Genomic DNA, 26170 nt, shown 5'->3' on the forward strand with positions numbered 1-26170 from the left:
CGATCCGGTGCGGCGCAACGACCCTCGGGCGATCCCGCGGCCGTCCGGCACGAACGTCCAGCCGGGTCGTGCGAACTTGCCGGCACTGTCGGAATCAGCGCCTCCTCCGCTTCGAACACACCACCGCCCTGCGCAACGCCAGCCTGGTCACCAGTCACCGCCTCGGCCAGGCCGTCCATCACCACCTCACCACCCGGGATTTTCGTGCTGATGCAGCACTGAGCTCGGCCCGGCAGCGGTTTGGCGGACAAGAAGTCGCGTAACAACTCACCCTGGGCCCGTCCCCACTCGTTGATCGTTCACGGCAGTCGGCGGACGCCTACATCACCAAGCCGACTTTTATCTGTTCTTCTCCGACGCGGTCAGCAACGTCCTGGACGCGTTTCTTGGGCACCCGAACTGGCGAGTCCGCGCAGCGCTCGCCGAGGCCCTCGGCGACAGCCACACGCCCATTGATAAGGCCGGCCTCGCGGTTATGGAGGTGGCTGGTCCAGGACGCCGACTACAAAGTCCGTGCCGCCGTCGCGCCCGCTGTCACCCGCGCCGCGGGGCCGATCGCCGAACGCCACCTCACCACGTTGTTGCGAGATGACAATTGGCACGTCCGCGAACGGGCTTTGCGCGGTCTTGACCGGCTCGGACCCGAGCACCCCAAGGCCGACCTCGTACGCTCCGCGCTGGACACCATGAGCACCGACCCGAGTTGGAGCCGCTGTCCCCGGCACGTTCGGCCCAGCTGGCAGCGACTGCAGATCCTCCACCTCGCCGAATTCGGCCACGGCCCTCGGACACTTGACCACGACCGTGCGCTTCTCACGATGCTCAGGGAGACGCGCACCGGCCATCTCGCTCTGCCCACCGAGCTGCGGAAGACGGTCGTCGCCCGGGCACTGCGGAGCAACAACTGGCTGGTGCGGCAGGAAGCCGCCCGTCTCGGTGCCGACGAAGGCACCGCGTCGCCGGAAAACCCCCGGCTCAGCGGCGAACGCTTCCGTCGAGCTCGCGATCACCGGACTGTCCAGATCGGCCTCGACATGCGTGACATCGATGATGCGATCGCTGTGGCCCGCGCCGCCGACGCGTCGAAGCGCTGTCGTTCTGCTGTCTTGCCGGTGTCGACGAAGATGAACGGCTCGTTCTCGATGTACAGCGAGAAGGTGTCGAGAGGACATCTCCGCTTGCTAACTAGCGAGCCCTGACCACGCGTCACCGACAAACAGCGAGAGAGCAGCCCGGGGTATCTCGATGCGCAGTGCCCAGTGGACTGGAGTCGAGCTCCTACTGGCACGTTGCGGCACACGGTGCTGTCCAGCGCGGAGAAAAGTTCCTGATCGACGAGCGTGGCGGCCGCCGTCTGCACCTGAGCCAGACAACGGCCGCCGCTGCTCCCACGTTGGCCTATTTCCTACCACGTAGTCGATCCCACATCTTGACCACCAGCCCGAGGCCAAGCAGAACTGCGCACCCGATGGTCGCAAAGATCACAGCGAAGATCGGACCGTGAAACACGAAGGGGAACGCTACCCCGAAGGGCACGAGCCAGCAGGTCGCGACGACGAGGACGATGTCGCGAAGGTGGTGGCGGCTAATCCGTTTCAGCGGATCATCCAATTGTGTCGCGTGCGCAAGAGGTCTCGGGAAACGCGGATACGACGTGCGACTGCTCGCATGTTCCCTTTAGAGCGCACGAACCGCTTCCCTGGTGCCCCGACTGGGACCTGACCTCATCGTCCATGACGATGAGGTCGAGTTTTGCCTTCACCGCGCGCTCGGCGGAATTGCGGGCCGTTCAGCTGGGGTGGTGTCGATGAAGACAGGGGTCGACGAAACGGGGATTCGAAGTTTTCCGTCGTGGGTTTCCGTGGGCACGCTGACGCAGAGGGCGTCCACCGCGTGCGCGCTGGGGTATGGCCATTCCCAGGTGAGTTCGATCGAGGGCAGGTCTTCCTGGTCCGCACCATCGTGTCGTTGCCAGGCGATCAGCAGTGGTGTGCGGTTGGTTCGCTGGATCTCGAACAAGTACAGGTCCGGGTGGTTGGGCACTGTGATCCGGTCGACTCGTTCGACCTTGTCGAGGTGACGTGTCAGCAGTTCGAACGTGTCGGCGGCCGGGTATCGGTGGCTGATGGTGTCGTCGCTGTAGTCCATCAGTTTGAGTTTGTCGAACATCAGTATCGGGGGGATGCGGAGGACACGGTCCAGTTTCCACTCGGGTCCCATCGCGTAGTAGAGGTTGCGCCGCACGCCCGCCGACAAGGCCAGTACGGTTCGGACGACCAGATCTCGGCAGGCGATCCGATGACGCTTGTTGTCGAGTTCGGTCGGACATCCGTCCATGAACATCTGCAGGGTCGGCGGCAGCTCGTCCATGCATTCGTAGAGGGCTATCACCGCGGGGGCTTCGGAGGCCTGCATGTCCTCGATCGTGTCGGGCATGGGCACCTCACCGAGGAACTGCTTCTGGTGCGCTGCGAGGACCTCGGCCAGGTAGGGATGGTTGTCGGGGAAGTCTGTCGGCAGGGGGCCGCTGTGTTCGCTGGCGACGACGGGTTGCCGGCACCCGTGCGCGGCCAGCTGAGCGTGGCATGTCTGCACCAGAGCCGGGACCTGGTAGGCGTCACCGTAGGGGTGGATGTCGAAGATGTCGAAATATTCGGACCCGTCGCGCAACACCTGGCCGAAGAAGCTCGTCCACGTCTGCGCTCCAGCCGGGCCGTCACCGAGCATCGCTCCTGGCACCGCCGCACCGAGAACCACCAGGGCGGCGGGGTCGGCGGCCTTGACCGCGGCATGGAACACACGCAAGTGAGCCAGATACTCCTCAGCCGTGCCCGCCCAGAACAGCGGCAGGCATGGCTCGATCTCGGACTGCCAGAACCGGATCGATCCGGGCCGGCGGCCCACCAGTTCGGTGACGAATCGGTGGTACCGGTCGATATCGACCGCCGGTGATGCCGGTAGCCATCGAGTCGCGCGGCGCGTCGCCCACGGTGAGCTAGCACAGACCGTCACCCACGCCTCGTCACCGTCGTCGAGTTGATCCAGCAGCGCGTCCACGGCGCCCCACTCGAAAACCCCGGGCTCGGGCTCCACCTGCGACCAGTAGATGTTCACCCGCACGATGCCCGCCCCCAACGCGTGCGCCTGCGGCATGAACTGCTCCGGCGGACCGAACAACCCGTAGGTCGTGGCACGCACCACGCCGACTCGGATGCCGGGCAGCAGATCCTCTGCCTGTGCGGTGTACGTCATCGCTACCATCTCTCCCTGAACACCCGTTAGAGGACGAAGCGTCCCTTATATTGACAAGCTAGAGTAACAGGACACGACAACGATAGAGGACTATCAGTCCCCTACTGTGATGGGAGTGACAGTGTCGACGAGATCCGACCGCGACCCCCGCGGGAGGCCACGGCGGCGCGGCGCAGTACTGGAGCAGGCGATCCTGCAAGCCGCGCTGGACGAGCTGACCGAGGTCGGCTACACCGGCCTGACCATTGACCGAGTCGCCGCCCGCGCCCGCACCAACAAAACCGCGATCTATCGCCGCTGGCCCAGCCGCGCCGCACTGGCTGTCGCCGCGCATCGCCACGCCACGACGGCCGAGGATCCACCCGACACCGGCGACCTTCGCGCCGACGTACTCGCGCTGCTGCGCGGAGCAGCTCGACGGATCAGTTCCCCGCAAGGAGACATCCTGCACATCCTCGCCGCCGAGATGGGAAACGAACCCGACCTCATCCGTGAGGCCCGCGATCAAATGCTCGATACCAGCCTCACTCGATGGCTGACCGTACTGGGCCGGGCGGTCGCCCGCGGGCAAGCCCGACCCGAAGCACTCTCGCCCCGCATCGCCACCGTCGCTATCGACCTGCTCCGCCACGAGTACCTCATCCGCGGCGCCGACACCATCGCCGACCACACCATCACCGAGATCGTCGACACGATCTACCTCCCCCTCGTGCAGACCCACAGCGACACGGACAAACCGAAAACTCGACGAGAAAGCACAGACGCGGAGGAATAGAGCACCCCTGGAACAAGTCCCCTTCGCCAGTCAACGGACCCGACAACGGCGACCAGGGGTTCGACTGCAGCGGCCTGACAAAGCCGCCTACGACGCCGCGGGAATCACCCTCCCCCGCACCGCCCACGCCCAATTTCACACAGGAACCCGCGTTCCCGACGGATCCCCGCTACTACCCGGCGACCTCATCTTCTACGGCACCCCAGCCAACATCTCCCACGTCGCGCTCGACCTCGGCAACGGCAAAATGATCAACGCCCCCACCTTCGGCAGCCCGTCCAGATCGACAACTACCGCCACCCGAATGACAACATCAAACAGGAAGCCAGGTCGATCGGCGAACAACTGAACAGGGGGCAGGGTAGTTTTCACCAACAGACAACCGTTTGGGGCCTGACCTGCGGTGATGTGGGCCCGGCGCTGGACCGGGTGACCGGCTGGGGGACGATATTGCTCGTCACGACAATCGGCGAAGTAGCCACCGAGGGGGTTCCCATGCCGTTCGTCCGGATCACGTTGAGTACGGACCGTCCCGAACCGATGCGCGCAGCCGTTGCCGAGGGCGTGCGCAGCGCGTTGGTCAGCGCCATCGGCGTTCCCCCGGACGATCGGTTCCAGGTCGTCGACGCGCAACCGGCCACCGCCTTCCACGTAGATCGCCACTACCTCGACGGTGATCGGCGCGATCCGGTGGTGGTGGAGATCACGCTCACACGCGGGCGGACCCGGGACATGAAACTCGCGCTCTACCAGGCGATCGTGGCCAACCTGTCCGAAGTCGGCGTGCGACCGGACGATGTGCTGATCATGCTGCAGGAGTCCGGGCGGGAGGACTGGTCCTTGGGCGGCGGGAAGATGCAGCTGCTCGACGAGGACCTGATCCGCAAGTACGGCTGGTCACCACCGGAGGCGTGATCCCGACTTGCCCTGCGGCAACGCATCGGTTCCCGGAACTTCCCTGGGATCGACTCCGCCGCGCTCCAGCAATGCCTGCGGCCCGGGGGGATCTACCGGGATAACGGTGGTCGGGACGGCCCGCCTTCACGCGAGCTTCTCCGCTGTGGACTGAGGGCGAGTATCTCACGAACGGATTACGAGGCCAGGGGACGGATCGTCGATGCTCTTCAACAGTCAGATTGTCTACTACACCGTCGGGGGAATACCGTGACCTCGGAGTCTCGGTGCGAGGAGATCCACGCGATTGTCACGAGCGACAGATCGGCACCAGAGTGCGCGGAGCTCATCGCGGGACGGCCAGATCTAGTAGACTGCCTAAATAGGGGGCTCGAAGTCTCCCTGAACACCGGGGACTGGTATAGTTTCGAGGCATACAATGCCATGGCGTTCCGATTTCCTTCGCCTCGCTATGTAACTCACTTGAGTTTCGCTCTGGACTTGAGAAATGCTCACGTGCAGCCAGGTGATGTTCTGCTGACCTTGGGGCGGATCCAATCTGCCGAGTCCGTTCCTGTCCTTGAACGGGTGCTCAAGTGGCATCCTGAATGGGATGAGTTCCACGACCTGGCCTTCAAGGCGCTCGCCCTGCTTGCTCGTATTGATACTGATGCGGCTTGGCAAGTCATCGAAAGCGCGGCAGAGGATGACCGTGGTCGGGTTAGAGAAATCGCAAATTCGCTCCTCGATGGTCGTCGTTAGTACTACGTCGACGGGATATGGTTTTCTGTTGCACTGTTCCCGGAGCCTCGGATGAGGTCTGCTCAGAAGGGTGTCGAGGCGGGGGTGTCGCTTGCCGTGGGGTGGCACTTGGACGATGCGGACCGGTGCGGCCGAGGTGTTCGACGGTGTGCGGGGCGTTGGTGAGTTCGGGGTCCGGTCTGCGTCGGGAGCGCGATCGAGGGTGCCGTCCGGACCGGTGGATGTGAGCTTCCGGCGCGGGGCTCTGTGGTGATGGCGAGGGGAGTAGCACAATGCGCGTGCCGGGCACGCACGAGCTCGGCATCCAGCCCGGGGCTTACGACCCGGAACTGGACGTCGACTTCACCGCGCTGCGCGAGCAGGATCCGGCCACCCGCACTCGACGTGCGGCGTGAACGTCTCCGGCCCCAGAGGCCGGCCTCGTACGCGCACAGCGCCGCTCGACCCACTCGACGCAGGCCTCGCCGTGCGCGAGCGCGCCGACGCCAAGATCATGCATGACAGTCGCACCGGGTCCCTCTGGCGACGCCCTGACCAGGTGGTTCCGTGCCACGGTGCGGTGGCGCTCTCATCGGCGCCCCGATATGGACGCCATGTTGATCCCCCGGGTGATCCCCATCCGGCTCTGTAGGGTCCCGATCTGCGTGGCAAATTCTCATTGCTCTTGGCATCCCATTGGCACATGTGCCACCTGGTTGAGACGGCGCGTTACTGTCGTCGGGACGTGGTCGTCTTCGTGTTTCTGGCGGGCTGTGGGGGCTTCGAATGGTGTCGGCGATGCGGGACGCACGGTTGATCAGTTGTCGGATGTGCTGGCAGCTGCCTCGATGACGGCCCGGATGAGCTGCGCGGACTGCTCGGCGATCTCCTCGGCTGGGCAGGGCCGGCCGTGTTCGAGCCACCACAGGATGGACTGGACGAACATCGCCGAAATGACACTGGGCGCCAGCGTGTCGACATCCCGACCGGGGAGATGCTCGCTCGACATGGCGGCGAGCGCCGACCGCATCCGGTCGGCGAACCACGGGCTGCCCTTGCGCCCCAGCAGTGCGCCGTAGAGCCGGTGATACGTGTCGATGTGGCCGAAGAATTCGGCGAAGCGTTGGCCGGGTGAGCGAGTGTCGTCCTCGTCGTCGGCGGTCATCTCAGCCATCGCCTCGTCGAAGATCTGCTCGACCAGTTCGTACTTGTCACGGTAGTTGCGGTAGAACGCGGCCCGGCTGACCATGGCCCGGGAGCACAGCTCGCCGACGGTGACGCGGTCGAAACCGCGGTCCTCGATCAGGTCCACCAGCGCCTCGCGCAGCAGCGCCCGAGTGCGGCGAACCCGAACATTCGGCTGAGACATTCCAGGCTCCTTGTCTCAACGACGGGGTCGGTCGTGCCGCGCTGTGGTGAGGTGTGTCCAGGTCGACGGCGTGAACGGCGGTCCGGACGATGAGATCCGGCCTGCACGTCCCGCCACCGGTGCATTGGGTGGGATTGCGTGCAGGTGGGAGGCTCCCGGCCGAGGTTGGCCAAACTCGGCCGGGAGCCCGGTCGTCAACCCCGTGTGAACGTCCCGGTTCCGGTGGGGGTGACATCCACAGCATCCCAGGCGCGGCTCGAGCGCGAATGTCCGGACGCTCCTCACCGCCCCCTGGTTCGGTGAGGCGCGTTCCGATCTCGCTGCGATGCGCGCGCAGCGACCTCGGCCGGGCACGCGCCCATCGTGGCTCGCCGATTCCGCGCGATAGCACCTGGTCGTGCCGGGTTGGCTGGCGTAGCGGCAGGCGCGCTGACCCAGCAGCCCTTGGGCATGGAACCTCCAGCGTTGTGTTGCGTGCATCTGGTTTTCACGGGTTGGTTTTGGCCGAGCGTCGGCAGGCGAGAGCGAGGCCTGTCAGCGTCGTGATCGCCATGGCGCCGATGCCGATCAGCGCCGCGGTGGTGTAGGCGCTGTCGTCGGGGAAGAGGTGGCCGGTGCCGGTGCCGCGGCGCGGATGAGGCCGCCGATGGCGCTGCCCAGGGCGTCTCGCTCTTGACGCTGACGGCCAGGATGACGCCGGGCATCGCGGCCGAGAAGTCGCCGACACCGAAGCCGAGCACGCCCATCGCCGCGGACAGTTCGGCCAGGTCCGACCGGGCCGCCGCGAACAGGGCGAAGCCGCCGCCGGCCACGACGGCGCTGCCGGCCAGGAGCAGGGGTCGGCGATCCGCGTCCGGACCCGTAGCGCGAGCTTGCCGGCGACGAACCCCAGCACCGAGAACGCGATGAGGACCAGCCCGGCGACGAACGCCGTCAGCCCGAAGCCGTAGCCGGCGCCGTGCGGCGTCTGCGCGTACCGGGTGATGAGCGTGAGCAGGAGGCACGGGCCGATGCCGCCGGCGAACATGGCGAGGTTCGCCCCGGCGACCGCCGGGTGCTGCACCGCCCGCACGTCCGCTGCCACTCCCCGCCCTCCGCACTCTCCTGGACGCCGGGCACCCGCCTGGACATCCGCGAAGCGCACGGACTCCTCCTCATCCGCCGCGAAGACCACGGCATGTTCACCGTGACCAAGCGGAGCCACCTCCGCCTGCCCGCCACTGTTCGGCACCGCTGCGGCCTAGACCCCGGCAACCGCGTCGTCCTCGTGACCGACCCGCAGCGCTCAACGACCTTGTCGCCCATCGCCACACCGAGGTACCGGGCGGTGATCCCACATGACGACACCGTCCGCAGCCGACCTGGACGCCGCACGCCTGCTGCTGACCCGCATGGCTCCGGCCTCGGCCTGGTCGTCATCGTCGCCGCGCTGCTGGCCGCGTCGCGCTCCATGCCCGAAGCCCCGAAGGCCGCACCTCCCGCGTGGACGTGGCAGGCGCGCTCGCGCTCGCCGCTGCGCTGCTCCTCGCCGTCGAACGGGATCTGTGGAGCCGGCACCCCGCCGTGGCGGCGGGCCTCGCCGTCATCGCGGTGGTGCTGCTCTGCGTCGGGGCCGTCATCGAGCTGCGCAGCACGACGCCCTCTGGTCGCGTGCGACAGGTCGTCACGATGCCGACAGCGGCATGACCACCGCGCGGGAAAGGAGTAGCCGGGATTACCGGCTTGATCACAGCGCCGGTCAAGAGCACCAGCGCCAGAAGACACGCAGACGCGGCCTACATGCCGCCGTCAGGTTTTGATGTGCACTAGGTCGGCCGCACCGCAGCCGGCACCATCATCGACGAATCCCTCGCCGGGGTCGATGCCCGCCTGGTGCCCGAACTATCTCTATGACGGTGCCGGGCGCCTGGCCGAGGCTTACGTCACTGGCCACCACTACACCTACGACTACACGTCCCCGGCCTCGACGACCTGCCCGACCCGCGCCCGGACCCTATGAGCACACCGGTGCGCTGTCGCTGGTCCAGATGGGCGCACGGCCCTACCGCCCGCTGCTGGGCAGGTTCCTGTCTGTCGACCCGGATGAGGGCGGCTCCGCCAACGACTACGATTACGTCGCCGGCGACCCCATCAACACCCTCGACTTCGACGGACACGGCTGGTTCAGCTCCATGGTCAAAGCCGTCACCAAGATCGCCGAAGTCGTCTCCTGGGTCCCCGGCCCCATCGGCGCCATCGCCAGCGGCGTCGCAGCCGCCGGCAACGCCATCCAAGGCAACTGGGGCGCAGCAGCGAGGTACGCAGCTGGCGCTTTGACCATGGGCGCAACAAAGTACGTCGCCGCAGCCGTGAAGGTCACCAGGTGGGTTAGGGCCCGCAAGGGTGAATACCCGGTTGGCGGCCAAGGTACCTCGCGTATCCCGGAAGCCGTCGGCAATTCTGAAGATGGCGTTCACCGAGAAGAAGTTGCCCCTCGACCAAGAAGGCCGTAACCCGCACGAGACTGTAAAAGCAAATCGACCCGAGACAAGCATCAAAGTGCTGGATCGCATGGAGGTCGGAGGCCTGTACTGGCTGCCCACCGACGCGCTGTCCACCGCGCCCCCGCGTGAATGCCGACGATCCTTCTGTTGCTACGGCAAAACCACTTCTGGTCAGTCGACGTGGGAGCACACGGAGGCCTTTACGTCGCGCTCGGCGAGCACCGCGCTGTAGGTTCGTAGAAGTTGCTCGGTCCCCTTGTGAGTGTAGATCGTGACAAACACGTCGTAGAGGCCCGCGATCGATACAGTGCCCTGTCATCCCAAACCATCGATGAGAGGGCGCCCATGACCGACACCAACCTGCGCCACCTGTCCGCGCTCGCTACGCCCCCGCGAACGCCGTCACCAGCGGAGGCACCGGCTGTTGCGGCCCCGCCGCACCCGACGTCGACGACTCGTTCGGCGCTGCGTTGTACTCGACCGCCGACCGCGACCAGTTGCCCGCCGAGACCATCGCCGACCATCGCGGCCTCCCTGGGCTGCGGCAATCCCACCGCCGTCGCCGAACTCCGGGCCGGCGAGCGCGTGCGGCTGCCAGTCCTGATCCGGCGGAAGGATCACGACGACCTTGGCATCTGGTCAGGTAAGCCTGCGCAGCGACTTCCCCGACCAGAGGCCGATCGACAATGAGCCAGTGGAGCTGGGGGCGGGCCGGCCGACCGCCCGGTTCCGGTCAGGAGCGGTGCGAGCCGCCCTCGCCGGTGACGGCAATGCGCTCCGCCGCGAGGATTTCCCCGGCTGCCCGCACACCCGAGGAGATCGCGCCGTCGATGTAGCCGTTCCAGCCGTCGGCGGTTTCGGTCCCGGCCCAGTGGATCCGGCCGCACGGGCGCCGCCAGCCGGAGCTGCCGTGAGCCACCCACGCACCGGGCGTGGGGTTGGCCGCGTACCCGCCCTGGGCCCAGGGATCCTCCGGCCAGATCTTCTCCAGGTACTCCACCGGTTCACCGGCGCGCGGCCCGAACAACCGCGTCAGCGTGGCCAGCACCGCCGCCCGCCGGGCCGGTCCGTCCAAGGTGGACCACACGCGCAGGCGGTCGCCGTAGACGAATCCCACCAGCACTCCGGGCCCGGGGTCCGGCGGCGAGTTGTCGAACACCACTCCCACCGCGTCCTCCCCGTACAGCGACGCGATTCCGGACAGGCCCTCGTTCCGCCAGAACGGCTCCGCGTACACGACGTGCACTTTCGCCACATCGCCCATGACACTGCGCTGCACCCAGCGCGCCCTGGCCGCGGGCAGCCCGGGCCGGAACCGGATCCCGGCGGTCGCGGGTGGTGGTGTCGCCACGACCACCCGTCCTGCGCGAACGGTTCCGCGCGCGGTGTGCACCAGCACCCCGTCACCGCCCTGGTCGACCGACTCGACCGGTGTTCCCAGGACGACCGCGTCTCCCAGCCGCCGGGCCGCGGCCAGCGCGGGCGCCTGCGCCCCCGCGACGAACCGCGCGTCCTGCGCGGCGTTCCGGGTCTGCATCAGCTGGTCGAACCCGCCCGCGCTGGCCGTGTAGAACAGCAGGTGCAACAGGGAGATCTCGCGTGGCTCCACGGCCCACACGCCCTGCACCGCCAGCGCCAGCCTGCGCCGGGCGTCCGGGCACGCGACCTCTCGCGACAGGTACGACTCCACGGTCTCGGCGTCCCACGCCGCGGCGTCGGGACAGCTACCGGGGTCGCTGGTGTCCACCCGGCGGGCCAGTTCGTCCAGCCTCGCCGTCGCGGCAACGTACTCAGCGAGGCCGGGCGCACCGTCCGGTCCCTCCCCGGTGTAGCGGCGCAGCGCACCGTCATGCCACAGCTCGAGGTGTGCGCCGGTGTCCCACGTCGGGAAGGTGGCACAGCCGAACCGTTCCGCCCAGCCGAGCAGGTGCCGTTGGGTCGGCCCGACCCACTGGCCGCCGTGGTCCACGACCACGCCGGAGGACGTGGACTGCGAGAGGATCCGGCCGCCGACGCGGTCGGCGGCTTCCAGGACGAGAGCGGGTACCCCGGCGTCGTGCAGGGTCAGTGCGGCGGACAAGCCCGCGTACCCGGCACCCACGACGACGACGGGGACCTGGGAGGGCAGAGCGGTGACGGTCATGTCTCCCATCGTGAAGATTCCTGATCCGCCAGTCAACTATCTTCGCGTCGTCTCGACGCGGTCCCCGACCGATCTTTGCCGCACAATGACTCTTGACAGACGTGTGCACCAGATCACAGACTCCTATAACTAATCCGCCAATCAATTATGAGGAGTCCCCGCGGTGCCCGAGTCCTCCTTCGAGGCTGAGCTGGAACACCGGCTCGCCCTGCTCGAAAGTCCTGACAGCGACGAGACCTTCCTGCCCGACCTCCCGTGGCGCGACGTCGTCCTGGCGGCCGTCGTGCTCGCCGTTGTGAGCGTGCTGCTGATCTGGTGGGGGTACCCGGCATGAGCACACCCGCCAGGACCGGCGGCACGGAGTCAGCCGGCACCGACGCCACCCTCAACGAACTGCCCCTGTTGCGGCGCGAACGACTCTGGGGCTTCTGGGGCTATTCCTCGGTGAACGTAGGCCTGTCGATCGCCACGTGGGCGTTCCTGCAGGGCGGAGCGGTCGCCCTCTACGTCGGCGCCAAGGCCGGAATCGCCAGTATCGTCGTCGGCTACGGGATCAGCGTGCTGCTCGTCGCGCTCGCGCCGTGCCTGCCCTGCGCGAAGTACGGTGTCGAGCAGTTCACGGCGCTGCGCAGCGTGTTCGGCTCCGGCGGCGCACGACTGCTGATGATCACGATGTCGACACTGCTCGCGGCGGCCTGGTCGGCGGTGCTCGCGATCATGTGCGGCCACGCGCTGGGCAACGTCGCCGAGCAGGTCTTCTCGACCGACATCGACAACTCGGGCATCGTGATCAGCCTGATCGCGCTCGTGGCCGTGCTGCTGTCGTGGCTCGTGCTCGCCCGTGGCCCGGTGTCGGTGGAGTGGGTCAACCGGATCGTCGCCCCCGGGCTGGTGATCGTCACGGCCGGCATGCTCGTGCTGATCTTCACGCAGACCTCGTGGTCGGAGCTGGCCGCGATCCCACCGCTGGCGTCCTCGGGCGACACGCAACTGGACTTCGTGCTCGCGGTCGAACTCAACATCGCGGGCGGGTTCGCGTGGTGGCCCAACGTCGGCAACCTCGCGCGCCTCACGCGCTCCTCCCGCGCGGCGTTCTGGCCCAACATGGTGGGGTTGTTCTTCACCTCGGTCCTCGCTGCCGTCGTCGGCGCCTTCGCCGCACTGGCGCTGGCCTCCGAGGACCCGACCATGTGGATGGTGCCGCTCGGTGGCGCCGCGCTCGGCGTGCTCGCCCTCGCGTTCGTCGGTTTCGCGAACATCACCAGCGTCGTGTCGCAGGGTTACTCTTCGCTGGTCGCGCTCAAGGGCGGCGGCGGGGGGCTGCTGCGCCGCGTGCCGTGGGCCCTGATGGCCGCCGGGATCCTCGCGCCGGCCGCGGTCCTCGTGTTCTTCCCCGCCGCGGTCTACGACAACTACTCGCGGTTCGTCTCCTGGGGAGCGATCCTGGTCGCTCCACTGTGTTCGGTCCAGGTCGTCGACTACTTCGTGCTGCGGCGCGGGCGGTTGCGCGTACGGGACCTGTACCTGCCCAACCAGGAGTCGTGCTACGGCTTCTGGCGCGGGTTCAACCCCGTCGCGTTCATCGCCGTGGGGGCGGGCGCGGTCACCTACGCGCTGCTGCTCAACCCGGTGACCTACGAGCCGGCCGGACCGTTCCGGTACCTGACGGCGTCGTTGCCCTCGGTCGTGGTCTCCGGGGTCCTGCACTACGCCCTGACCGTGCTGATCGTGCGGCGCCGCGCCAAGGGCGGGTACCTTCCCGTGGAACAACTGACTGATGCGTGAATCAACTCCACTACACTGGGTCGCGCTGCCACCGGGGGAAGAAGGAGTACGCATGCCGCGGCCCAACGTCGAAGCGGAACGGCGTGAGCAGATCCTGCAAGCCGCGTGCCACGTCATCGCCGAGCAGGGGTTCCGCGCGCTGCGGCTCGCCGACGTGGCGAAGGCGGCGGGGTTGTCCTCGGGCATCCTGCACTACTACTTCACCAACAAGCAGGACCTGGTGCGCGCGGCGTTCGAGCAGAACGTGGCCCGGTCGTTCGCCCGCCGCACCGCCATCCTGGAGTCCGACACCGACGCCGTCAGCAAGCTGCGCGCCCTGGTCGACGCCTACCTGCCCGCCGACGACGAGACCGTCGAGTCCTGGCACGTCTGGGCCGAGCTGTGGGTCGAGGCCATCCACGACCCGGACCTGCAGGACCTCAACGAGCGCGCCTACGGCGAGTGGCGACGGCTCATCGCCGGCATCGTCCGGGACGGGCAGGCGGCGGGCCAGATCGGTGACGCCGACGCGGTCGAGCTCGCGAACCTGCTGGTCGCGGTGCTCGACGGGCTGGCGCTCCAGGTGCTGGCCGGGTCGCGGAACATGACCCTGGCGCGGATGCGCACCACCTGCCAGTCCTTCATCGATCGCGTCATCCTGCCCCGGTAACCCGAGCCGCACGATCTCGACCGGGCGCCGACCCGTCTGCATTATTGACTGACGCGCCAGTTATTTATTACCCTGGGAGTCCGGGCGCGGTCCGTGCTCGACCATTCCCTCCCCGTTTCCGAGGAGCCATCCGTTGCGTCTACCCACCGAGCTCGTCGCCCTGACCGATGAGCAGAACCACATCCTGGACCTGTGCCGCCGCTTCGCCGAACAGGAGATCCGGCCCATCGCGCGGGAGGTCGACGAGGCCGACACCGAAGTCCCGTGGGACATCTGGTATTCGGCCGCGAAGGTCGGCCTCACGTCGTTCATGCTTCCGGAGGCCTACGGGGGTGGCGGTTTCACCGACGTGTTCACGCAGTGCCTCGTGCAGGAGGAGCTGTGCACGGGTGACCTCGCCATCGGGAACCTGCTGACCGCCAACGGGTTCTTCGCCCACCCGATCCTGGAGCTGGGCACCGGCGAGCAGCGCGAGCGCTTCCTCACCCCGCTGGGGGCGCAGCGTCCGCCGATGACCTCCCTCGCGGTGACCGAGCCCGACACCGGCTCGGACGCGGCGAGCCTGACCACGCGCGCCGTCCGCAAGGGCGACCGGTACGTCCTTTCCGGACGGAAGGCGTGGATCTCCAACGCCGGTGCCTCCGAGCACTACATCGTGTTCGCCACCGTCGACCCGGCACTGCGTGCCCGTGGGGTGACGGCGTTCGTCCTGCACCGCGACACTCCCGGGTTCACCGTGTCCGAGCCGTGGAAGAAGATGGGCCAGCGGGCACTGATCAACGCCGAGCTCGTGCTCGACGAGGTGGAGGTGCCGGAACGCGACCGGATCGGTGCCGAGGGAGAGGGTTTCCGCGGCCTGATGCACACCTTCGACCGGTCGCGCACGATCCTCGCCGCGGCGGCGACCGGTGTCGCGCGCGCAGCCACCGAGTACGCCACCGAGTACGCGCGCCAGCGCCGTCAGTTCGGCAAGCCGATCATCGAACACCAGGCGGTCGCCTTCCGGCTCGCGGACATGGCGACCAGGGTGGAGTCCGCGCGGCTCATGACGTGGCGCGCGGCCAAGCGCATCGACGCCGGGCTGCCCGCCGGCCGGGAGTCGGCCATGGCCAAGCTCGTCGCGTCCGAGACAGCCATGTTCGCCACCTGGGCCGCGGTGCAGACGCTCGGCGGGTGGGGCTACTCGCGGGAGTTCCTGGTGGAGAAGTGGATGCGCGACGCCAAGCTCGAGGAGATCGAGGAAGGGACCTCCGACATCCAGCGGCTCATCATCTCCCGGAGCCTCGATGACCGCCGCTGACACCTTCACCGGCCGCGTGGAACCGGTGGCGGACGACCTGTCGCCCCTATGGGCCCCCCGTTCGGTCGCCGTCGTCGGTGCGAGCGACAACCCGGCGAAATGGGGTTACTGGCTCGCGTCCGGCGCGCTGAGCGGGGGCGGCCGCCGCGCGGTGCACCTGGTCAACCACCGGGGTGGCAGCGTGTGCGGGGTGCCCGTCGCACGCAGCCTGCGTGAGCTGGGCGGGCCGGTGGACCTGACGGCGGTGGTGGTGCCGGCCGCCGTTGTCGAGGAGACGGTGACCGACGCGCTCGACCTCGGATCGCGGGCGCTGCTCGTCATCAGCGACGGCGTGCAGCGGCTGCCCGGCGGGTCCGCGCTGCTCCGCGACCTCGCGCGGCGCGCCCGAGAGGCGGGAGCCAGGCTGCTCGGTCCCAGCTCACTGGGCATTGTGGACAGTGCACAGGAGTTGCGGCTGGCCTGGGGCCACTTCACGCCGGGACCCGTCGGGATCGTCACGCAGAGTGGCCAGGTCGGCTCCGAGCTGGCGCACCTGTTGCACCGGCACGGGTCGGGTGTGTCCAGGTTCGCCTCGGTGGGAGCGCAGGCCGACATCACGTTCGAGGAACTGCTGGCCGGGCTCGCCGCACACCCGGCCACCACGGCGGTCATCGGCTACCTGGAAGGGGTCCGGGACGCCGCCGGGTTCCTGTCCGCGGCGAGGGCGTTGCGTGCGGCGGGCAAACCGCTTGTGGTCCTGGCCGTCGGCGACAGCGCGGCAGGCAGCGCCGCGGCGCGGTCGCACACCGGGGCGCTCACCGGCAGCATGGACGTGCTCGACGCGGCCTGTCGCGCCGTGGGCGCCGTGCGGGCGCGGACCCCGGCGGAGGCGGCGGCGCTCGCGCACGCCCTCGCCGCGGGTGTGCGCCCGCGCAGCGACCGGATCGTCGTCGTCTCCGACTCGGGCGGGCAGGGAGCGCTCGCCGCGGACGTCGCCGCCGCGGCCGGTCTGCGCGTCACCCCGCTCGGGTCCGGTACGCGGGCGCGGCTGGCCGAAGCCTTGCCGGACGGCCCTGCGCCCGGCAACCCGGTCGACCTCGCCGGCGCGGGGGAACAGGACCTGTCGTCCTACGCGGCGGCCGCGGAGGCGGTCGCGTCCGATGCGGGCGCTGTCGTCCTGACCGGATACTTCGGACGGTTCGGAGTGGACAGTCCGGGGTTGGGCGAGGCCGAGTGCGCCGTCGCGCACCGGCTGACCCGCCTCGCACGGACGGTTCCGGTGGTCGTGCACAGCATGGCCGAGGACGGGCCGGCCGTCAACGTGCTGGTCCGCGGCGGGATCCCGGTGTTCTCCGATGTGGAGACGACCTTGCGCGCGGTCGCCGGGTGCCTGCGGTGGGAGCGCGCGGTAGCGCGGGACGTGCCCGCCCCGGCCCCGGTCGGGGAAGGTGACCGTTGTTCGTACCCGGCAGCGCGCGAAATGCTGCGCGAGGCGGGGATACCGGTGCCGGAGGCCGGCACCGCGCGGTCGGCGGAGGAGGCCGTGACACTCGCCGGGAGCTGGCCAGGTGCCACGGTGCTCAAGGCGGACCTCGACCACAAGACCGAGGCGGGCGGCGTCGTGCTCGGGCTGCGCACCGCCGGGGAGGTGGCTGCCGCGCACCGGGACCTGACCGCCCGGCTCGGCCTGGACTCGGTGGTGGTCGAGCGGATGGACGAGCGCGCCGGGGTGGTCGAGGTGCTCGTGGGGATGCGTCACGACCCCGTGTTCGGGCGGGTCGTCGTCGTCTCCTCGGGTGGTGTCGAGGCCGAGTTGTGGCGCGACACGGTGCTGGAACTGGCGCCGGTCGACGAGGCCGGAGCGACGGCCATGCTCACCCGGCTGCGCAGCCATCCCCGGCTGCTCGGCTGGCGCGGCGCGCCCGGCGTGGACATCCCGGCGCTGACTCGCGCGATCGCCGCCGTGTCCCGGATGCCGGTCGCGACCTGCGAGATCAACCCCCTGCGGGCCGGTGCCGACGGTGTGCTCGCCGTCGACGCGCTCGTGTTCCGCGGGCACAGCGAGGAGGAAACGGCATGAGCGAGTTCGCGGGACGCGTCGCGGTGGTCACCGGTGGCGGATCCGGCATCGGCCGCGCCATCGCGCGCCGTTATGCCGCGGGTGGTGGCCGCGTCGCGGTGCTCGGCAGGCGGATCGAACCGCTGACCGAGACGGTGGACCTGATCCGCGCCGCGGGCGGCACCGCCACCGCGCTGACCGTGGACGTGCGCGACTTCGACCAGGTCAGCGCCGCGATGAACGCGGTGCGCGACCGGTTCGGCCGCATCGACGCGCTCGTCAACAACGCGGCGGGCAACTTCGTGTGCCCCGGGGAGCGGCTCAGCCCCGGCGGCTGGCGCGCGGTGATCGACATCGTGCTGAACGGCACGTTCCACTGCACGCGGGCGGCCGCCGACGTCATGCTCGAGCAGCAGTCCGGCAGCGTGCTGTCGGTGATCGCCAGCTACGCGTGGCACGGCCACCCGGGCACGGTGCACAGCGCCGCGGCCAAGGCCGGGGTCCTCGCGATGACCCGCACCCTGGCCGTCGAATGGGCCGGCCGCGGCGTGCGGTTGAACTGCCTGGCGCCCGGGCCCACGGAAACCGCGGGCGCGGGAGCGGCGCTGTGGGGCGATCGGGCCAGCCGCGACCGCGTCTTGGCCAGCGTGCCCCAGCGCCGCATGGCCGGGACGGACGAGATCGCCGGGACGGCTGCGTTCCTGCTCGGGGACGGCGCCGCCTACATCACCGGCGAGGTCCTGACCGTCGACGGTGGACAGTGGCTGGGTAAACAGGTCTACGGACCCGAGCTCGGTGCCGGGGAGGCCGCTGATGCCCGCTGACACGGCTGCCGTGTTCGTCGACGGCGAGTGGCACCGGTCGGCGGCGGCCATCCCGGTGTCGAACCCGGCGACCGGGGAGGTCGTCGGGCACGCCGCCGACGGTACCGAACAGGACGTGGCGCGGGCGGTGGCCGCGGCGGCGCGCGCGTTCCCGGGATGGGCCGAACGCGGGTACGCCGAGCGTGCAGCTCTGCTCGGCGCGCTGGCCGACCGGCTGCGGGACCGGCGGGACGAGCTGGTCGACACGGTCGTCGCCGAGGTCGGCTGCCCGGTCACGGTGACGCGGGAGTCCCAGGTGGACGTGGCGATCGACGTGGTGCGGTACTACGCCGAGCTCGCCGCGCATCGGTCACCTATCCGCGAGATGGGCACCTCACTCGTGCATGAGGTGCCCGCCGGTGTGGTCGCCGCGATCACACCGTGGAACTACCCGCTGTACCAGCTGGCCGCGAAGGTCGCACCGGCGCTGGCCGCGGGGTGCACCGTGGTCGCCAAGCCGGCCGAGCTGACCCCGTTGAGCACGTGCCTGTTCACCGAAGCCGTCGCCGAAGCCGGCGTGCCGCCCGGGGTGGTCAACGTCGTGCCGGGTCGCGGCCAGGTCGTCGGCACGGCGCTGGCATCCCATCCCGACGTCGACGTGGTGTCGTTCACCGGGTCGACCACGGTCGGGCGGGCCGTCATGGCGAGGGCGGCCGAGTCGGTGAAACGCGTGTGTCTCGAGCTGGGCGGCAAGTCGGCGAGTGTCGTGCTGCCCGGCGCGGACCTCACCACGGCGGTGCGCGCCACGGTCGCTTCGGCGACCCTGAACTCCGGTCAGACGTGCAGCGCCTGGACCCGGCTGCTTGTCCCGGCCGCGCGACACGACGCCGCGGTCGAGTGCGCGGCCGATGCGATGGCCGCGGTGATCGTCGGTGATCCCCGCGACCCGGCCACCGAGAACGGACCGCTTGTGTCCGCAGCACAGCGGCAGCGCGTGGAGTCCTTCGTGGAACGCGCCCGGGCCCGCGGCGCGCGGGTGACCGGGAGCGGGCGCGTTCTGCCCCCGCGCGGGCACTTCACGCCGCCGGTCGTCGTGGCCGGGGCGAGGGAGGACTGGGAGATCGCGCAGGAGGAGGTGTTCGGCCCGGTGCTCGTGGTGCTGCCGTACCGGGACGAGGGCGAGGCGCTGCGCATCGCGAACGGCACCCGCTACGGCTTGCACGGCGCGGTGTGGGGGGAGCCGGAGCGGGCCCTGGCGTTCGCCGCACGAATGCGCACGGGCCAGGTCGACGTGAACGGACCTGCCTTCAGCCTCGACGCCCCGTTCGGCGGGTTCGGCCAGTCCGGGGTCGGCCGGGAGCTCGGCGAGGAGGGCCTGCGCGAGTACACCGAGACCGTGGCCGTGCAGGGAGTGCTCGGCTGACCGTGCGTGGCCTCCCGGGTACCGCGCCGGCATCGCGCAACTCGCCGCACCTGCGGTCGGAGGTGGCCACAGACCGCCAAGGCCCGCAGACCAAGGTCCCAGAAGACCCTGCATGCGGCTCCGTCCCCGCATCGCGAGCGCCAGGGCCGCGGGGGCAGGTCGGGGGAACGACTTCTCGATCGCTGCGGCGGCGCCGGGCAGCCGCTTACCCTCAGCGGCCTTCGCCGGATGTGGGTGCGGACCGGCATCCGCCGATCGGTACCCATACCGCGGGCGTCCCCCCGGGAAACGGCCTTCGACGCTCGCCTGCGCTGCCATCGCTGACCGCACCCGGATCTAGTGGACACCCGCCCGTTCCCGCCGGCTCCACGGCGCGCGGCGGCTGAGGGCGGCCGCCCACTCAGTCGCCGCCGAGGAAGACCACCGCGTCGTCGAGCTGGGCCCGGTCGGTGCGGAACCGGTTGACCGGGTGCGCGGTGTCGGCGTAGCCGAAGGAGACCGCGCAGACCACGAGCCGTTCGGCCGGGATCCCGAGGCACCGGTGGACGTGGTCGGCGTGCATCGCGATCGCGGCCTGCGGGATCGTGGCGACGCCGAGCGCGGTGGCGGCGTTGAGGAGGTTCGCCACGTAGCCGCCGCAATCGATCGCGCCGTAGACGCCCTGCTCGCGGTCGGTGGTGACAACCGCGACGTGCGGGGCGCCGAAGAACTCGAAGTTCCTCAGGCGCTGCGCCTCCCGCGCGTCGCGGTCCTCCCGCCGGATCCCGAGGCTCCGGTAGAGCGCGTACCCCGCGCCGCGCCGGCGCTCCCGGTACACCCCGTGGTATCCGGCGGGCATCGGCAGGTCCGGCGCGGGCTCATGGGTCTTCGCGTGCTCGGTCAGGCTGCGCGCGAACCGCCGGGTCGCCTCCCCCGAGGTGACGTACACCTGCCACGGCTGGGTGTTGCACCACGACGCGGTCCGCTGGGCGATCCCGAACATCTCGCGCACCACCGCGTCCGGGACCGGATCCGGCAGGTAGGCGCGACAACTCCAGCGCTGCCCGAGCAGCAGATCGAACCCGGTGGCGGTCACGGAACTCCTCACCACTAGAATATATCATACTTGATTCTGCGTCCCGTGACGGCCGCCACTACCCCGCCAGGTTCTCCTCGAAGAACGGCGCGGCCTCCTCGACGGCCCGCTTCACGTACTGCGGCACGTCGTAGAAGTCCATGTGCGTGCCGCCCTCGACGACCACCAGCTTCTTGGCCGACCGCACCCGCGAGTGCAGCTCCGTGGTGTGCCACAGGGAGCCGGCCTCGCTCCCGGCGACCATCAGGATCGGCTGCGTCAGCAGGTCCTCGACGAGGTGGAAGGCGTCGTAGGCGAAGATCCGGGAAACGCTCTTGGCGAACAGCTTCTTGTTCTGCGCGTTCGGGTGCTGGGCGCGCGGCGTCAGGTAGTAGTCGTGCGCCTCGACCATGTCGCGCGGGGTGCTCTCGTCGAGGGCCGGCGGCACGTACGGGATGAACGCCGCCTCGGCACCCTTCGCCTCGGCCGTCCGCTGCTGGGCGGCGGCTTCCAGCGTGGCCACGGCCGCCGAGTCGGGGTCGGTGCCGAACCAGCCCTTGCGGTACGCGGAGCCGATGTTGACCGCGCTGACGGTCGTGACGGCCTTGATGCGGTGGTCGGTCATCGCCGCGGTGACGGCGTACCCGCCGCCGGCGCAGACGCCCAGCACACCGATGCGCTCGGCGTCGACGTAGCCGAGGGTCTGCAGGTGGTCGACCGCGGCGCGCACGTCCTCCACGCGGGCGGCCGGGTCCTCCAGGAACCGCGGCTGCCCGCCGGAGTCACCCTGGCAGGAGGCGTCGAACGCGAGCGCGACGAAACCCCGCTCGGCCAGCTTGCTCGCGTACCGGCCAGCGGTCTGCTCCTTCACCCCGCCGCCGGGGTGGACGGTGACCACAGCCGCGTAGCTGCCCTGCGGGTCGAAGTCCGACGGCAGGTACAGGTTGCCCGCCATGCTGATCGGGCCGTTGGGGAAAGTGATCGTCTGCACTGGACACTCCCTGGATTCGGTTCCGCCCGGCGGTTCCGGGCTCCGGCATCCACGATGCGGGCGGGCGCGCTCCCGTGGCAGAGGCCGGTTATGGGGGGTACCGGCAGCCCCTCCATCGCCCGGCTGAACACGCCTAGCCTGGAGTCATGGAAATCGCCAAGGACATCCGGGACTTCCTGATGACCCGCCGCGCGAAGATCACCCCGGAGCAGGCCGGGCTCGTGCCCGGGGCACGGCGGCGGGTGCCCGGGCTGCGGCGTGAGGAGGTGGCGCGCCTGGCCGGCGTGAGCACCGAGTACTACGTGCAGATCGAACGCGGTCAGATCTCCGGCGTGTCCGACGAGGTCCTGCACGCCATCGCCAGGGCGCTGCAGCTCGACGACGTCGAGACGGCCCACCTGTTCGACCTGGTGCGCGCCACCACCCGCCGCGCCGGGGCGCGCACGGCGAAACCGCGCGCCGCGCGGCAGCGGGTCCCCGACGGCGTGCAGGCGCTGATGGACTCGATGGCCGGCGCCCCGGCGATCGTCCAGAACGGCCACCTCGACCTCGTCGGCGCCAACGCGCTGGGGCGGGCACTGTACGCCGGCGTGTCCGAGCGGGCCTCCGGGACGCCGAACCTGGCGCGGTTCATCTTCCTGGACGAGCGCGCCGCGGAGGTCTTCCCGGACTGGGAGAAGGCGGCCGACGACTCGGTGGCGCTGCTGCACGTCGAAGCGGCCCGCTCGCCCTACTCCAAGGTGGTCACCGGTCTCGTCGGGGAGCTGGCCACGCGCAGCGCGGAGTTCCGTGCGCGGTGGGCCGCCCACGACGTGCGGGCCCACCGGCGCGGCACGAAGCAGTTCCACCACCCGCTGGTCGGCGACCTCACCCTGCGCTTCGAAGCGCTCGAGATCACCAGCGCGGCCAACCTGACGCTGATCGGCTACACCGCGGAGCCCCGCTCCCCCTCGGCCGAGGCGCTGCAGCTCCTCGCGAGCTGGATCGCGACCGCGCCGTCACCGGAGGCGAGCGCGCCCGCGGCGACTGACCGACAATGACCGGATGCCGGCGTCGAACGCACGGGCCCACCGGGACGTCTCACCACTCGAACTCTTCTTCGACCTGGTGTTCGTCCTGGCCATCGGACAGCTCACGCACCACCTGATCGAGCACCTGACCTGGCGGGGCGCCGGCGAGACGCTGATCGCCCTCGTGGCCGTGTGCGGGGTCTGGGCGTTCACGTCCTTCGAGGTCACCCTGCTCGACATCGAGCGCACGGCCACCCGTGCGATAACGCTCCTGGTGATGGGCCTCGGCCTGTTCATGAACGCCGGGATCCAACACGCGTTCGACTCCGGGCCGTGGCTCTTCGTCGTGCCGATGCTGCTCGCGCTCGCCGGTCCGGGCGCCTACGCCGCGGCGACATCGCCCGCGCCCGAACTGCGGCGGCACTTCGGGCGCGTGCTGATCTGGATCGGCGCGTCGACCCCCTTCTGGGTGGCCGGAGCGGCCTCCGCCCCCGGCGCCCGGATCTGGTGGTGGGCGGGCGGCGCGCTCATCGATCTGCTCGGCACCTGGACCGCGCACCCGACGCCCGGTCGCACGACCCGGACCGAGCGCCTCCCGTTCGACGCCGAGCACATGCTCGAACGGATGCGGCTGTTCCTCATCATCCTGCTGGGTGAAACCGTGCTCACCCTCGGACGGGTGCTCGCCGACCACGCCCAGGACGTCCTGACCCCGCTGATGGCGCTGGGTGGTTTCGTCGCGCTGGTCTGCCTGTGGGCGATCTACTTCGGACGGTCCGAGCAGGAGGTCGTCAGCCACGCGGCCAGCAGCGCCGACCCGATCCGGTCGGTGCACCTGGGCATCAACGTGGTCTACGGGGTGGTCGCCGGGCTGGTCGTGTTCGCCGCGGGGATGGAGCTGGTCCTCGTCCACGCCCACCACCCCTCCGCCGGGATCGCCGGTGTGCTGGTGGCGGCCGGCCCGCTCGTCTACCTCGCGGCGCAGGCCGTCTACTTCCGGGCCGGACCGGGCACCGGGTGGCTGCCGCGCGCCCTCGGCGCCGTCGCCCTGGCAATCGTCGCCGCGGCCGCGTACTGGCTGCCGGCGTACGGGGTGCTGACGCTCCTGGTCGTCGTCCTCGTCGTGCCGACCGCGCACCTCGTGCGGGCCCGGGTGAGGTGAGTCAGACCCGCCCAGCCTGGCCCGGCAGCGGGTCAGCACCTCCGCCGCGGACAGGGCGTTCCCGGGGGGACACGAAGGCGAGATGACGGTTTCGATCTCCCGCGGATACGCGTTGAACCCGCCGGTGATGATCATGTCCTTGCGGCGGTCGAGGATGAACAGGAACCCGTCCTCGTCGAGGTACCCGACGTCACCGGTGTGCGCCCACCCACCCGCGAAGGTCTCCGCCGTCTCCTCGGGCCGGCGCCAGTAACCGGCGCTGACGTGGTCGCCCCGGGTCCGGATCTCCCCCGTCTCGCCGGGCGGCACCGGCCGCCGCGCTCGACGTGCAACTGCGCCTCGGTGGCGCCGTAGAACTGCTGCATCGCGTCGCCGAACCAGGCGCAGGCCCGCGCCGGGACGCCGGGCTGGGGTGAAGTGCCAGGACTGCATCACCCATCTGTCGGTGGCCCGGCCCACTCTGTGTCACCGGTCGCGGCCGACAGACCCGGGAAACGCGGGCCGCGGGCACGCGCTGGGGACCGGACCGCGGGCGCCGGCCGGCTGTTCCCCGGTGATCACCGTCTCCGCCGCCGCGCGGAACGGCCCGCCGGCGAAGTCGGCTCTCCCCGAGCGGAGCGGGAGGCGGCCGCCCAGCAGGCCGGGCACACCGGCACCACGGCGCCCCTCGTGCCCGGCAACGGCAGCCGGAAGCCGTCCGCGGCGATCCCGCGGCACTCCGACGAGTCGTGCCCCAGCGGAGCGCACAAGCACTGGCACCGCTCGACACCGGCCCGTCTCCTCGGAACCGGAGGCTTCACCGGCTTCTCCGCCGCCCTCCGATGCGGGTGCCGCGCGGTCGGCACGGCCGGGCGGGGCGGCACCCGCCAGGCCGCCGGGCAGGTCAGGTAGGTGCCGAGCACGAACGAGCGCAGCACGTCGAACTCCTCGGGGCGCGCCTCCCGCAGGGTGGTCAGGTAGGCCCCGGCGTCCGCGGCGGGAACCGCTCGCAGGGCGGACTCCACGACGCCCGGCGAGCGCGCGAGCATCGCCGCGATCACGTCCTCGCCGGGGACGTCGGCCGCCAGCCCGGGGAGGACGACCTCACCGAGGATGGCCAGTTTGTCCCGCAGTCGTCGGTGATCCGGTGCCATCGGACAGCGTTTCCCTTCGCGGCTCCAGGAGCCAGGCCCTCAGTCGAACAGCACGACTCCCCGGATGTTCTTGCCCTCGTGCATGTCCCGGTACCCCTGCGCGATGTCGTCCAGCGGGTACGTCCTGGTGATCATCTCGTCGAGTTTCAACGTGCCCTCCTGGTAGAGCCGGAGCAGCCGGTGGACGTCCCGGTTCCCGCTCGTGGCACCGAAACACGTGCCCTCCAGGCGCTTCTGGAAGAGCGTCAGCTCGAACAGGTCGAGCGGCACGTCGCTGACCCGGTGCGGCCCGACCGCCGTGGTGACCACGATGCCCGCCTTGCGGACCGCCCCGAGCGCCTGGCCGACGTACTCCGGCCGCATGACCCCGACCGTGATGACGGCGGCGTCGGCACCCTGCCCATTGGTGAACTGCTTGGCGAGCTCCGTGGCCTCCGCCATCGACTCGACGGCGTGGGTGGCCCCGAACACCGGCGCCTGTTCCCGTTTGAAGGCCACCGGATCCACCGCGATGACGTTCGACGCCCCCGCGTGGACGGCACCTTGCAGCGCGCTCGCGCCGATCCCGCCGACGCCCATCACGATCACCGTGTCCCCCGGCCGGACGCGGGCGGAGTTGACCGCCGAACCCCAGCCGGTGCTGACCCCGCACCCGACCAGGCACGCCTTGTCCAGCGGGATGTCCGGGTCGATCTTCACCACCGAGGCCAGCGACACCGTCGTCGTCTCGGCGAAGGTGGAGATACCGCACATCTGGCCGACCGGCGTGCCCTCGGTGGTGTGCAGGCGGTAGGTGCCGTCGGTGAACCGGGGGCCGGCCAGGATGCCCGCGGCCAGGTCGCACAGGTTCGACGCCCCGGCAGCGCACCAGCGGCAGTGCCCGCACGAGGGAATCGCGGAGAAGATGACGTGATCGCCTTCCTCGATGCCCTTGGTGTTCGGCCCCGCCTTCGTCACGACGCCCGCACCTTCGTGCCCCAGTGCGAAGGGGTAGGTGCCGACCGGGATGTCCCCCGTGGCGTGGTGGTCGTCCGAGTGGCACAGCCCCGAGGCGACGAGCCGCACCTGCACCTCGTCCGGATAGGGGTCGTCCAGCTCGAGGTCGACCACCTCCAGCTCACCGGGCGCCTGCCGGATCACCGCTCCACGTGTGTACACCGGTTGA

24 protein-coding genes and 2 pseudogenes are annotated in these 26170 nt (G+C 69.9%); 18 read left to right on the top strand and 8 right to left on the bottom strand.

Annotated features, from left to right (window positions below; all coding sequences use genetic code 11):
- Positions 1–452: 452 nt before the first annotated feature.
- Both FHX46_RS29140 and FHX46_RS28515 read left to right on the top strand, forming a co-directional pair.
- Positions 453–671 (top strand): annotated as a pseudogene (locus FHX46_RS29140) (HEAT repeat domain-containing protein); the annotation flags it as partial.
- Between the two features lie 147 nt (positions 672–818).
- Positions 819–1199, top strand: a complete 381-nt coding sequence (locus FHX46_RS28515; RefSeq protein WP_243871282.1) for a hypothetical protein — start codon at positions 819–821, stop codon at positions 1197–1199.
- Positions 1200–1758: 559 nt separating this feature from the next.
- Here FHX46_RS28515 and FHX46_RS16060 read toward each other — a convergent pair.
- Positions 1759–3252 (bottom strand): hypothetical protein, encoded by a 1494-nt coding sequence (locus FHX46_RS16060; protein ID WP_167115317.1) that lies wholly within the window; start codon positions 3250–3252, stop codon positions 1759–1761.
- 115 nt (positions 3253–3367) lie between these two features.
- Here FHX46_RS16060 and FHX46_RS16065 point away from each other — a divergent pair, with 115 nt between their 5' ends.
- The 5 genes and pseudogenes from FHX46_RS16065 to FHX46_RS28850 all read left to right on the top strand — a co-directional run bounded on the left by FHX46_RS16065 (position 3368) and on the right by FHX46_RS28850 (position 6078).
- Positions 3368–4027 carry a TetR/AcrR family transcriptional regulator gene (locus tag FHX46_RS16065; protein ID WP_313886156.1) on the top strand — a complete coding sequence of 220 codons (660 nt, stop codon included), beginning with the start codon at positions 3368–3370 and terminating at the stop codon, positions 4025–4027.
- 32 nt (positions 4028–4059) lie between these two features.
- Positions 4060–4339, top strand: a pseudogene (locus tag FHX46_RS16070) (C40 family peptidase); the annotation flags it as partial.
- Positions 4340–4435: 96 nt separating this feature from the next.
- Positions 4436–4942 carry a tautomerase family protein gene (locus tag FHX46_RS16075; RefSeq protein WP_313886285.1) on the top strand — a complete coding sequence of 169 codons (507 nt, stop codon included), beginning with the start codon at positions 4436–4438 and terminating at the stop codon, positions 4940–4942.
- Between the two features lie 462 nt (positions 4943–5404).
- Positions 5405–5683 (top strand): hypothetical protein, encoded by a 279-nt coding sequence (locus FHX46_RS16080; protein ID WP_167115323.1) that lies wholly within the window; start codon positions 5405–5407, stop codon positions 5681–5683.
- Between the two features lie 272 nt (positions 5684–5955).
- Positions 5956–6078, top strand: a complete 123-nt coding sequence (locus FHX46_RS28850) for a hypothetical protein (RefSeq protein ID WP_279589470.1) — start codon at positions 5956–5958, stop codon at positions 6076–6078.
- A 401-nt stretch (positions 6079–6479) separates the two neighbouring features.
- Here the strand turns inward: FHX46_RS28850 and FHX46_RS16085 are convergent, their stop codons facing one another.
- Entirely contained in the window at positions 6480–6974 is a 495-nt protein-coding gene (locus tag FHX46_RS16085) for a TetR/AcrR family transcriptional regulator (protein ID WP_208400162.1), read from the bottom strand.
- Positions 6975–7518: 544 nt separating this feature from the next.
- The gene (locus tag FHX46_RS16090; RefSeq protein WP_243871283.1) at positions 7519–8262 is read right to left on the bottom strand and encodes a hypothetical protein; all 744 of its coding nucleotides are present in this window, start codon (positions 8260–8262) and stop codon (positions 7519–7521) included.
- Between the two features lie 251 nt (positions 8263–8513).
- Here FHX46_RS16090 and FHX46_RS16095 point away from each other — a divergent pair, with 251 nt between their 5' ends.
- A complete protein-coding gene (locus tag FHX46_RS16095) occupies positions 8514–8717 on the top strand; it encodes a hypothetical protein (protein WP_243871284.1) in 204 nt (67 codons plus the stop codon).
- Positions 8718–9058: 341 nt separating this feature from the next.
- Positions 9059–9523, top strand: a complete 465-nt coding sequence (locus tag FHX46_RS16100) for an RHS repeat-associated core domain-containing protein (protein WP_243871285.1) — start codon at positions 9059–9061, stop codon at positions 9521–9523.
- Between the two features lie 724 nt (positions 9524–10247).
- Here the strand turns inward: FHX46_RS16100 and FHX46_RS16105 are convergent.
- On the bottom strand, positions 10248–11657 hold the full coding sequence (locus FHX46_RS16105) for a flavin monoamine oxidase family protein (protein WP_208400163.1): 1410 nt from the start codon (positions 11655–11657) through the stop codon (positions 10248–10250).
- A 163-nt stretch (positions 11658–11820) separates the two neighbouring features.
- Here FHX46_RS16105 and FHX46_RS16110 point away from each other — a divergent pair, with 163 nt between their 5' ends.
- The 7 genes from FHX46_RS16110 (at position 11821) to FHX46_RS16140 (ending at position 19655) form a co-directional block, all read left to right on the top strand.
- Entirely contained in the window at positions 11821–11991 is a 171-nt protein-coding gene (locus FHX46_RS16110) for a hypothetical protein (protein WP_167115332.1), read from the top strand.
- Positions 11988–13442 (top strand): purine-cytosine permease family protein, encoded by a 1455-nt coding sequence (locus FHX46_RS16115; RefSeq protein WP_167115335.1) that lies wholly within the window; start codon positions 11988–11990, stop codon positions 13440–13442. The genes FHX46_RS16110 and FHX46_RS16115 overlap by 4 nt, the downstream gene beginning before the upstream one ends.
- Positions 13443–13494: 52 nt before the next feature.
- The gene (locus FHX46_RS16120) at positions 13495–14091 is read left to right on the top strand and encodes a TetR/AcrR family transcriptional regulator (RefSeq protein WP_167115338.1); all 597 of its coding nucleotides are present in this window, start codon (positions 13495–13497) and stop codon (positions 14089–14091) included.
- A gap of 133 nt (positions 14092–14224) precedes the next feature.
- Positions 14225–15391: an acyl-CoA dehydrogenase family protein gene (locus FHX46_RS16125; RefSeq protein ID WP_167115341.1), complete on the top strand. Its 1167-nt coding sequence runs from the start codon at positions 14225–14227 to the stop codon at positions 15389–15391.
- A complete protein-coding gene (locus tag FHX46_RS16130; RefSeq protein WP_167115344.1) occupies positions 15378–17450 on the top strand; it encodes an acetate--CoA ligase family protein in 2073 nt (690 codons plus the stop codon). The genes FHX46_RS16125 and FHX46_RS16130 overlap by 14 nt, the downstream gene beginning before the upstream one ends.
- Positions 17447–18253, top strand: a complete 807-nt coding sequence (locus FHX46_RS16135) for an SDR family oxidoreductase (protein WP_167115347.1) — start codon at positions 17447–17449, stop codon at positions 18251–18253. The genes FHX46_RS16130 and FHX46_RS16135 overlap by 4 nt, the downstream gene beginning before the upstream one ends.
- Positions 18243–19655, top strand: coding sequence for an aldehyde dehydrogenase family protein (locus FHX46_RS16140; protein WP_167115350.1), 1413 nt, complete (start codon positions 18243–18245; stop codon positions 19653–19655). Before FHX46_RS16135 ends, FHX46_RS16140 begins: the two co-directional genes overlap by 11 nt.
- Positions 19656–20055: 400 nt before the next feature.
- Here FHX46_RS16140 and FHX46_RS16145 read toward each other — a convergent pair whose 3' ends face one another.
- Together FHX46_RS16145 and FHX46_RS16150 are read right to left on the bottom strand one after the other, a co-directional pair.
- Positions 20056–20742, bottom strand: coding sequence for a nitroreductase (locus tag FHX46_RS16145; RefSeq protein WP_313886157.1), 687 nt, complete (start codon positions 20740–20742; stop codon positions 20056–20058).
- Between the two features lie 46 nt (positions 20743–20788).
- Positions 20789–21700, bottom strand: a complete 912-nt coding sequence (locus FHX46_RS16150; RefSeq protein WP_167115353.1) for an alpha/beta hydrolase — start codon at positions 21698–21700, stop codon at positions 20789–20791.
- 146 nt (positions 21701–21846) lie between these two features.
- Between FHX46_RS16150 and FHX46_RS16155 the strand changes: the two genes are divergently transcribed.
- Together FHX46_RS16155 and FHX46_RS16160 are read left to right on the top strand one after the other, a co-directional pair.
- Positions 21847–22740: a helix-turn-helix domain-containing protein gene (locus FHX46_RS16155; protein ID WP_167115356.1), complete on the top strand. Its 894-nt coding sequence runs from the start codon at positions 21847–21849 to the stop codon at positions 22738–22740.
- A 4-nt stretch (positions 22741–22744) separates the two neighbouring features.
- Positions 22745–23872 (top strand): low temperature requirement protein A, encoded by a 1128-nt coding sequence (locus FHX46_RS16160; RefSeq protein WP_167115359.1) that lies wholly within the window; start codon positions 22745–22747, stop codon positions 23870–23872.
- A 557-nt stretch (positions 23873–24429) separates the two neighbouring features.
- Here the strand turns inward: FHX46_RS16160 and FHX46_RS16170 are convergent.
- Positions 24430–25005, bottom strand: a complete 576-nt coding sequence (locus FHX46_RS16170; protein ID WP_167115362.1) for a hypothetical protein — start codon at positions 25003–25005, stop codon at positions 24430–24432.
- Between the two features lie 39 nt (positions 25006–25044).
- Complete coding sequence (locus FHX46_RS16175; protein WP_167115365.1) at positions 25045–26163, bottom strand: NDMA-dependent alcohol dehydrogenase; 1119 nt, start codon at positions 26161–26163, stop codon at positions 25045–25047.
- Between the last annotated feature and the right edge of the window lie 7 nt (positions 26164–26170).

Origin of the sequence: Amycolatopsis viridis (assembly GCF_011758765.1) — a bacterium.
Lineage (GTDB): Bacteria > Actinomycetota > Actinomycetes > Mycobacteriales > Pseudonocardiaceae > Amycolatopsis_E > Amycolatopsis_E viridis.

What these genes read in the sequence shown, in the direction of transcription:
- FHX46_RS28515 (WP_243871282.1), top strand. Translation starts at nt 819, where the DNA reads ATGCTCAGGGAGACGCGCACCGGCCATCTCGCTCTGCCCACCGAGCTG.
- FHX46_RS16060 (WP_167115317.1), bottom strand. Translation starts at nt 3,252, where the DNA reads ATGACGTACACCGCACAGGCAGAGGATCTGCTGCCCGGCATCCGAGTC.
- FHX46_RS28850 (WP_279589470.1), top strand. Translation starts at nt 5,956, where the DNA reads ATGCGCGTGCCGGGCACGCACGAGCTCGGCATCCAGCCCGGGGCTTAC.
- FHX46_RS16100 (WP_243871285.1), top strand. Translation starts at nt 9,059, where the DNA reads ATGGGCGCACGGCCCTACCGCCCGCTGCTGGGCAGGTTCCTGTCTGTC.
- FHX46_RS16105 (WP_208400163.1), bottom strand. Translation starts at nt 11,657, where the DNA reads ATGACCGTCACCGCTCTGCCCTCCCAGGTCCCCGTCGTCGTCGTGGGT.
- FHX46_RS16115 (WP_167115335.1), top strand. Translation starts at nt 11,988, where the DNA reads ATGAGCACACCCGCCAGGACCGGCGGCACGGAGTCAGCCGGCACCGAC.
- FHX46_RS16120 (WP_167115338.1), top strand. Translation starts at nt 13,495, where the DNA reads ATGCCGCGGCCCAACGTCGAAGCGGAACGGCGTGAGCAGATCCTGCAA.
- FHX46_RS16130 (WP_167115344.1), top strand. Translation starts at nt 15,378, where the DNA reads ATGACCGCCGCTGACACCTTCACCGGCCGCGTGGAACCGGTGGCGGAC.
- FHX46_RS16135 (WP_167115347.1), top strand. Translation starts at nt 17,447, where the DNA reads ATGAGCGAGTTCGCGGGACGCGTCGCGGTGGTCACCGGTGGCGGATCC.
- FHX46_RS16140 (WP_167115350.1), top strand. Translation starts at nt 18,243, where the DNA reads ATGCCCGCTGACACGGCTGCCGTGTTCGTCGACGGCGAGTGGCACCGG.
- FHX46_RS16155 (WP_167115356.1), top strand. Translation starts at nt 21,847, where the DNA reads ATGGAAATCGCCAAGGACATCCGGGACTTCCTGATGACCCGCCGCGCG.
- FHX46_RS16160 (WP_167115359.1), top strand. Translation starts at nt 22,745, where the DNA reads ATGCCGGCGTCGAACGCACGGGCCCACCGGGACGTCTCACCACTCGAA.
- FHX46_RS16170 (WP_167115362.1), bottom strand. Translation starts at nt 25,005, where the DNA reads ATGGCACCGGATCACCGACGACTGCGGGACAAACTGGCCATCCTCGGT.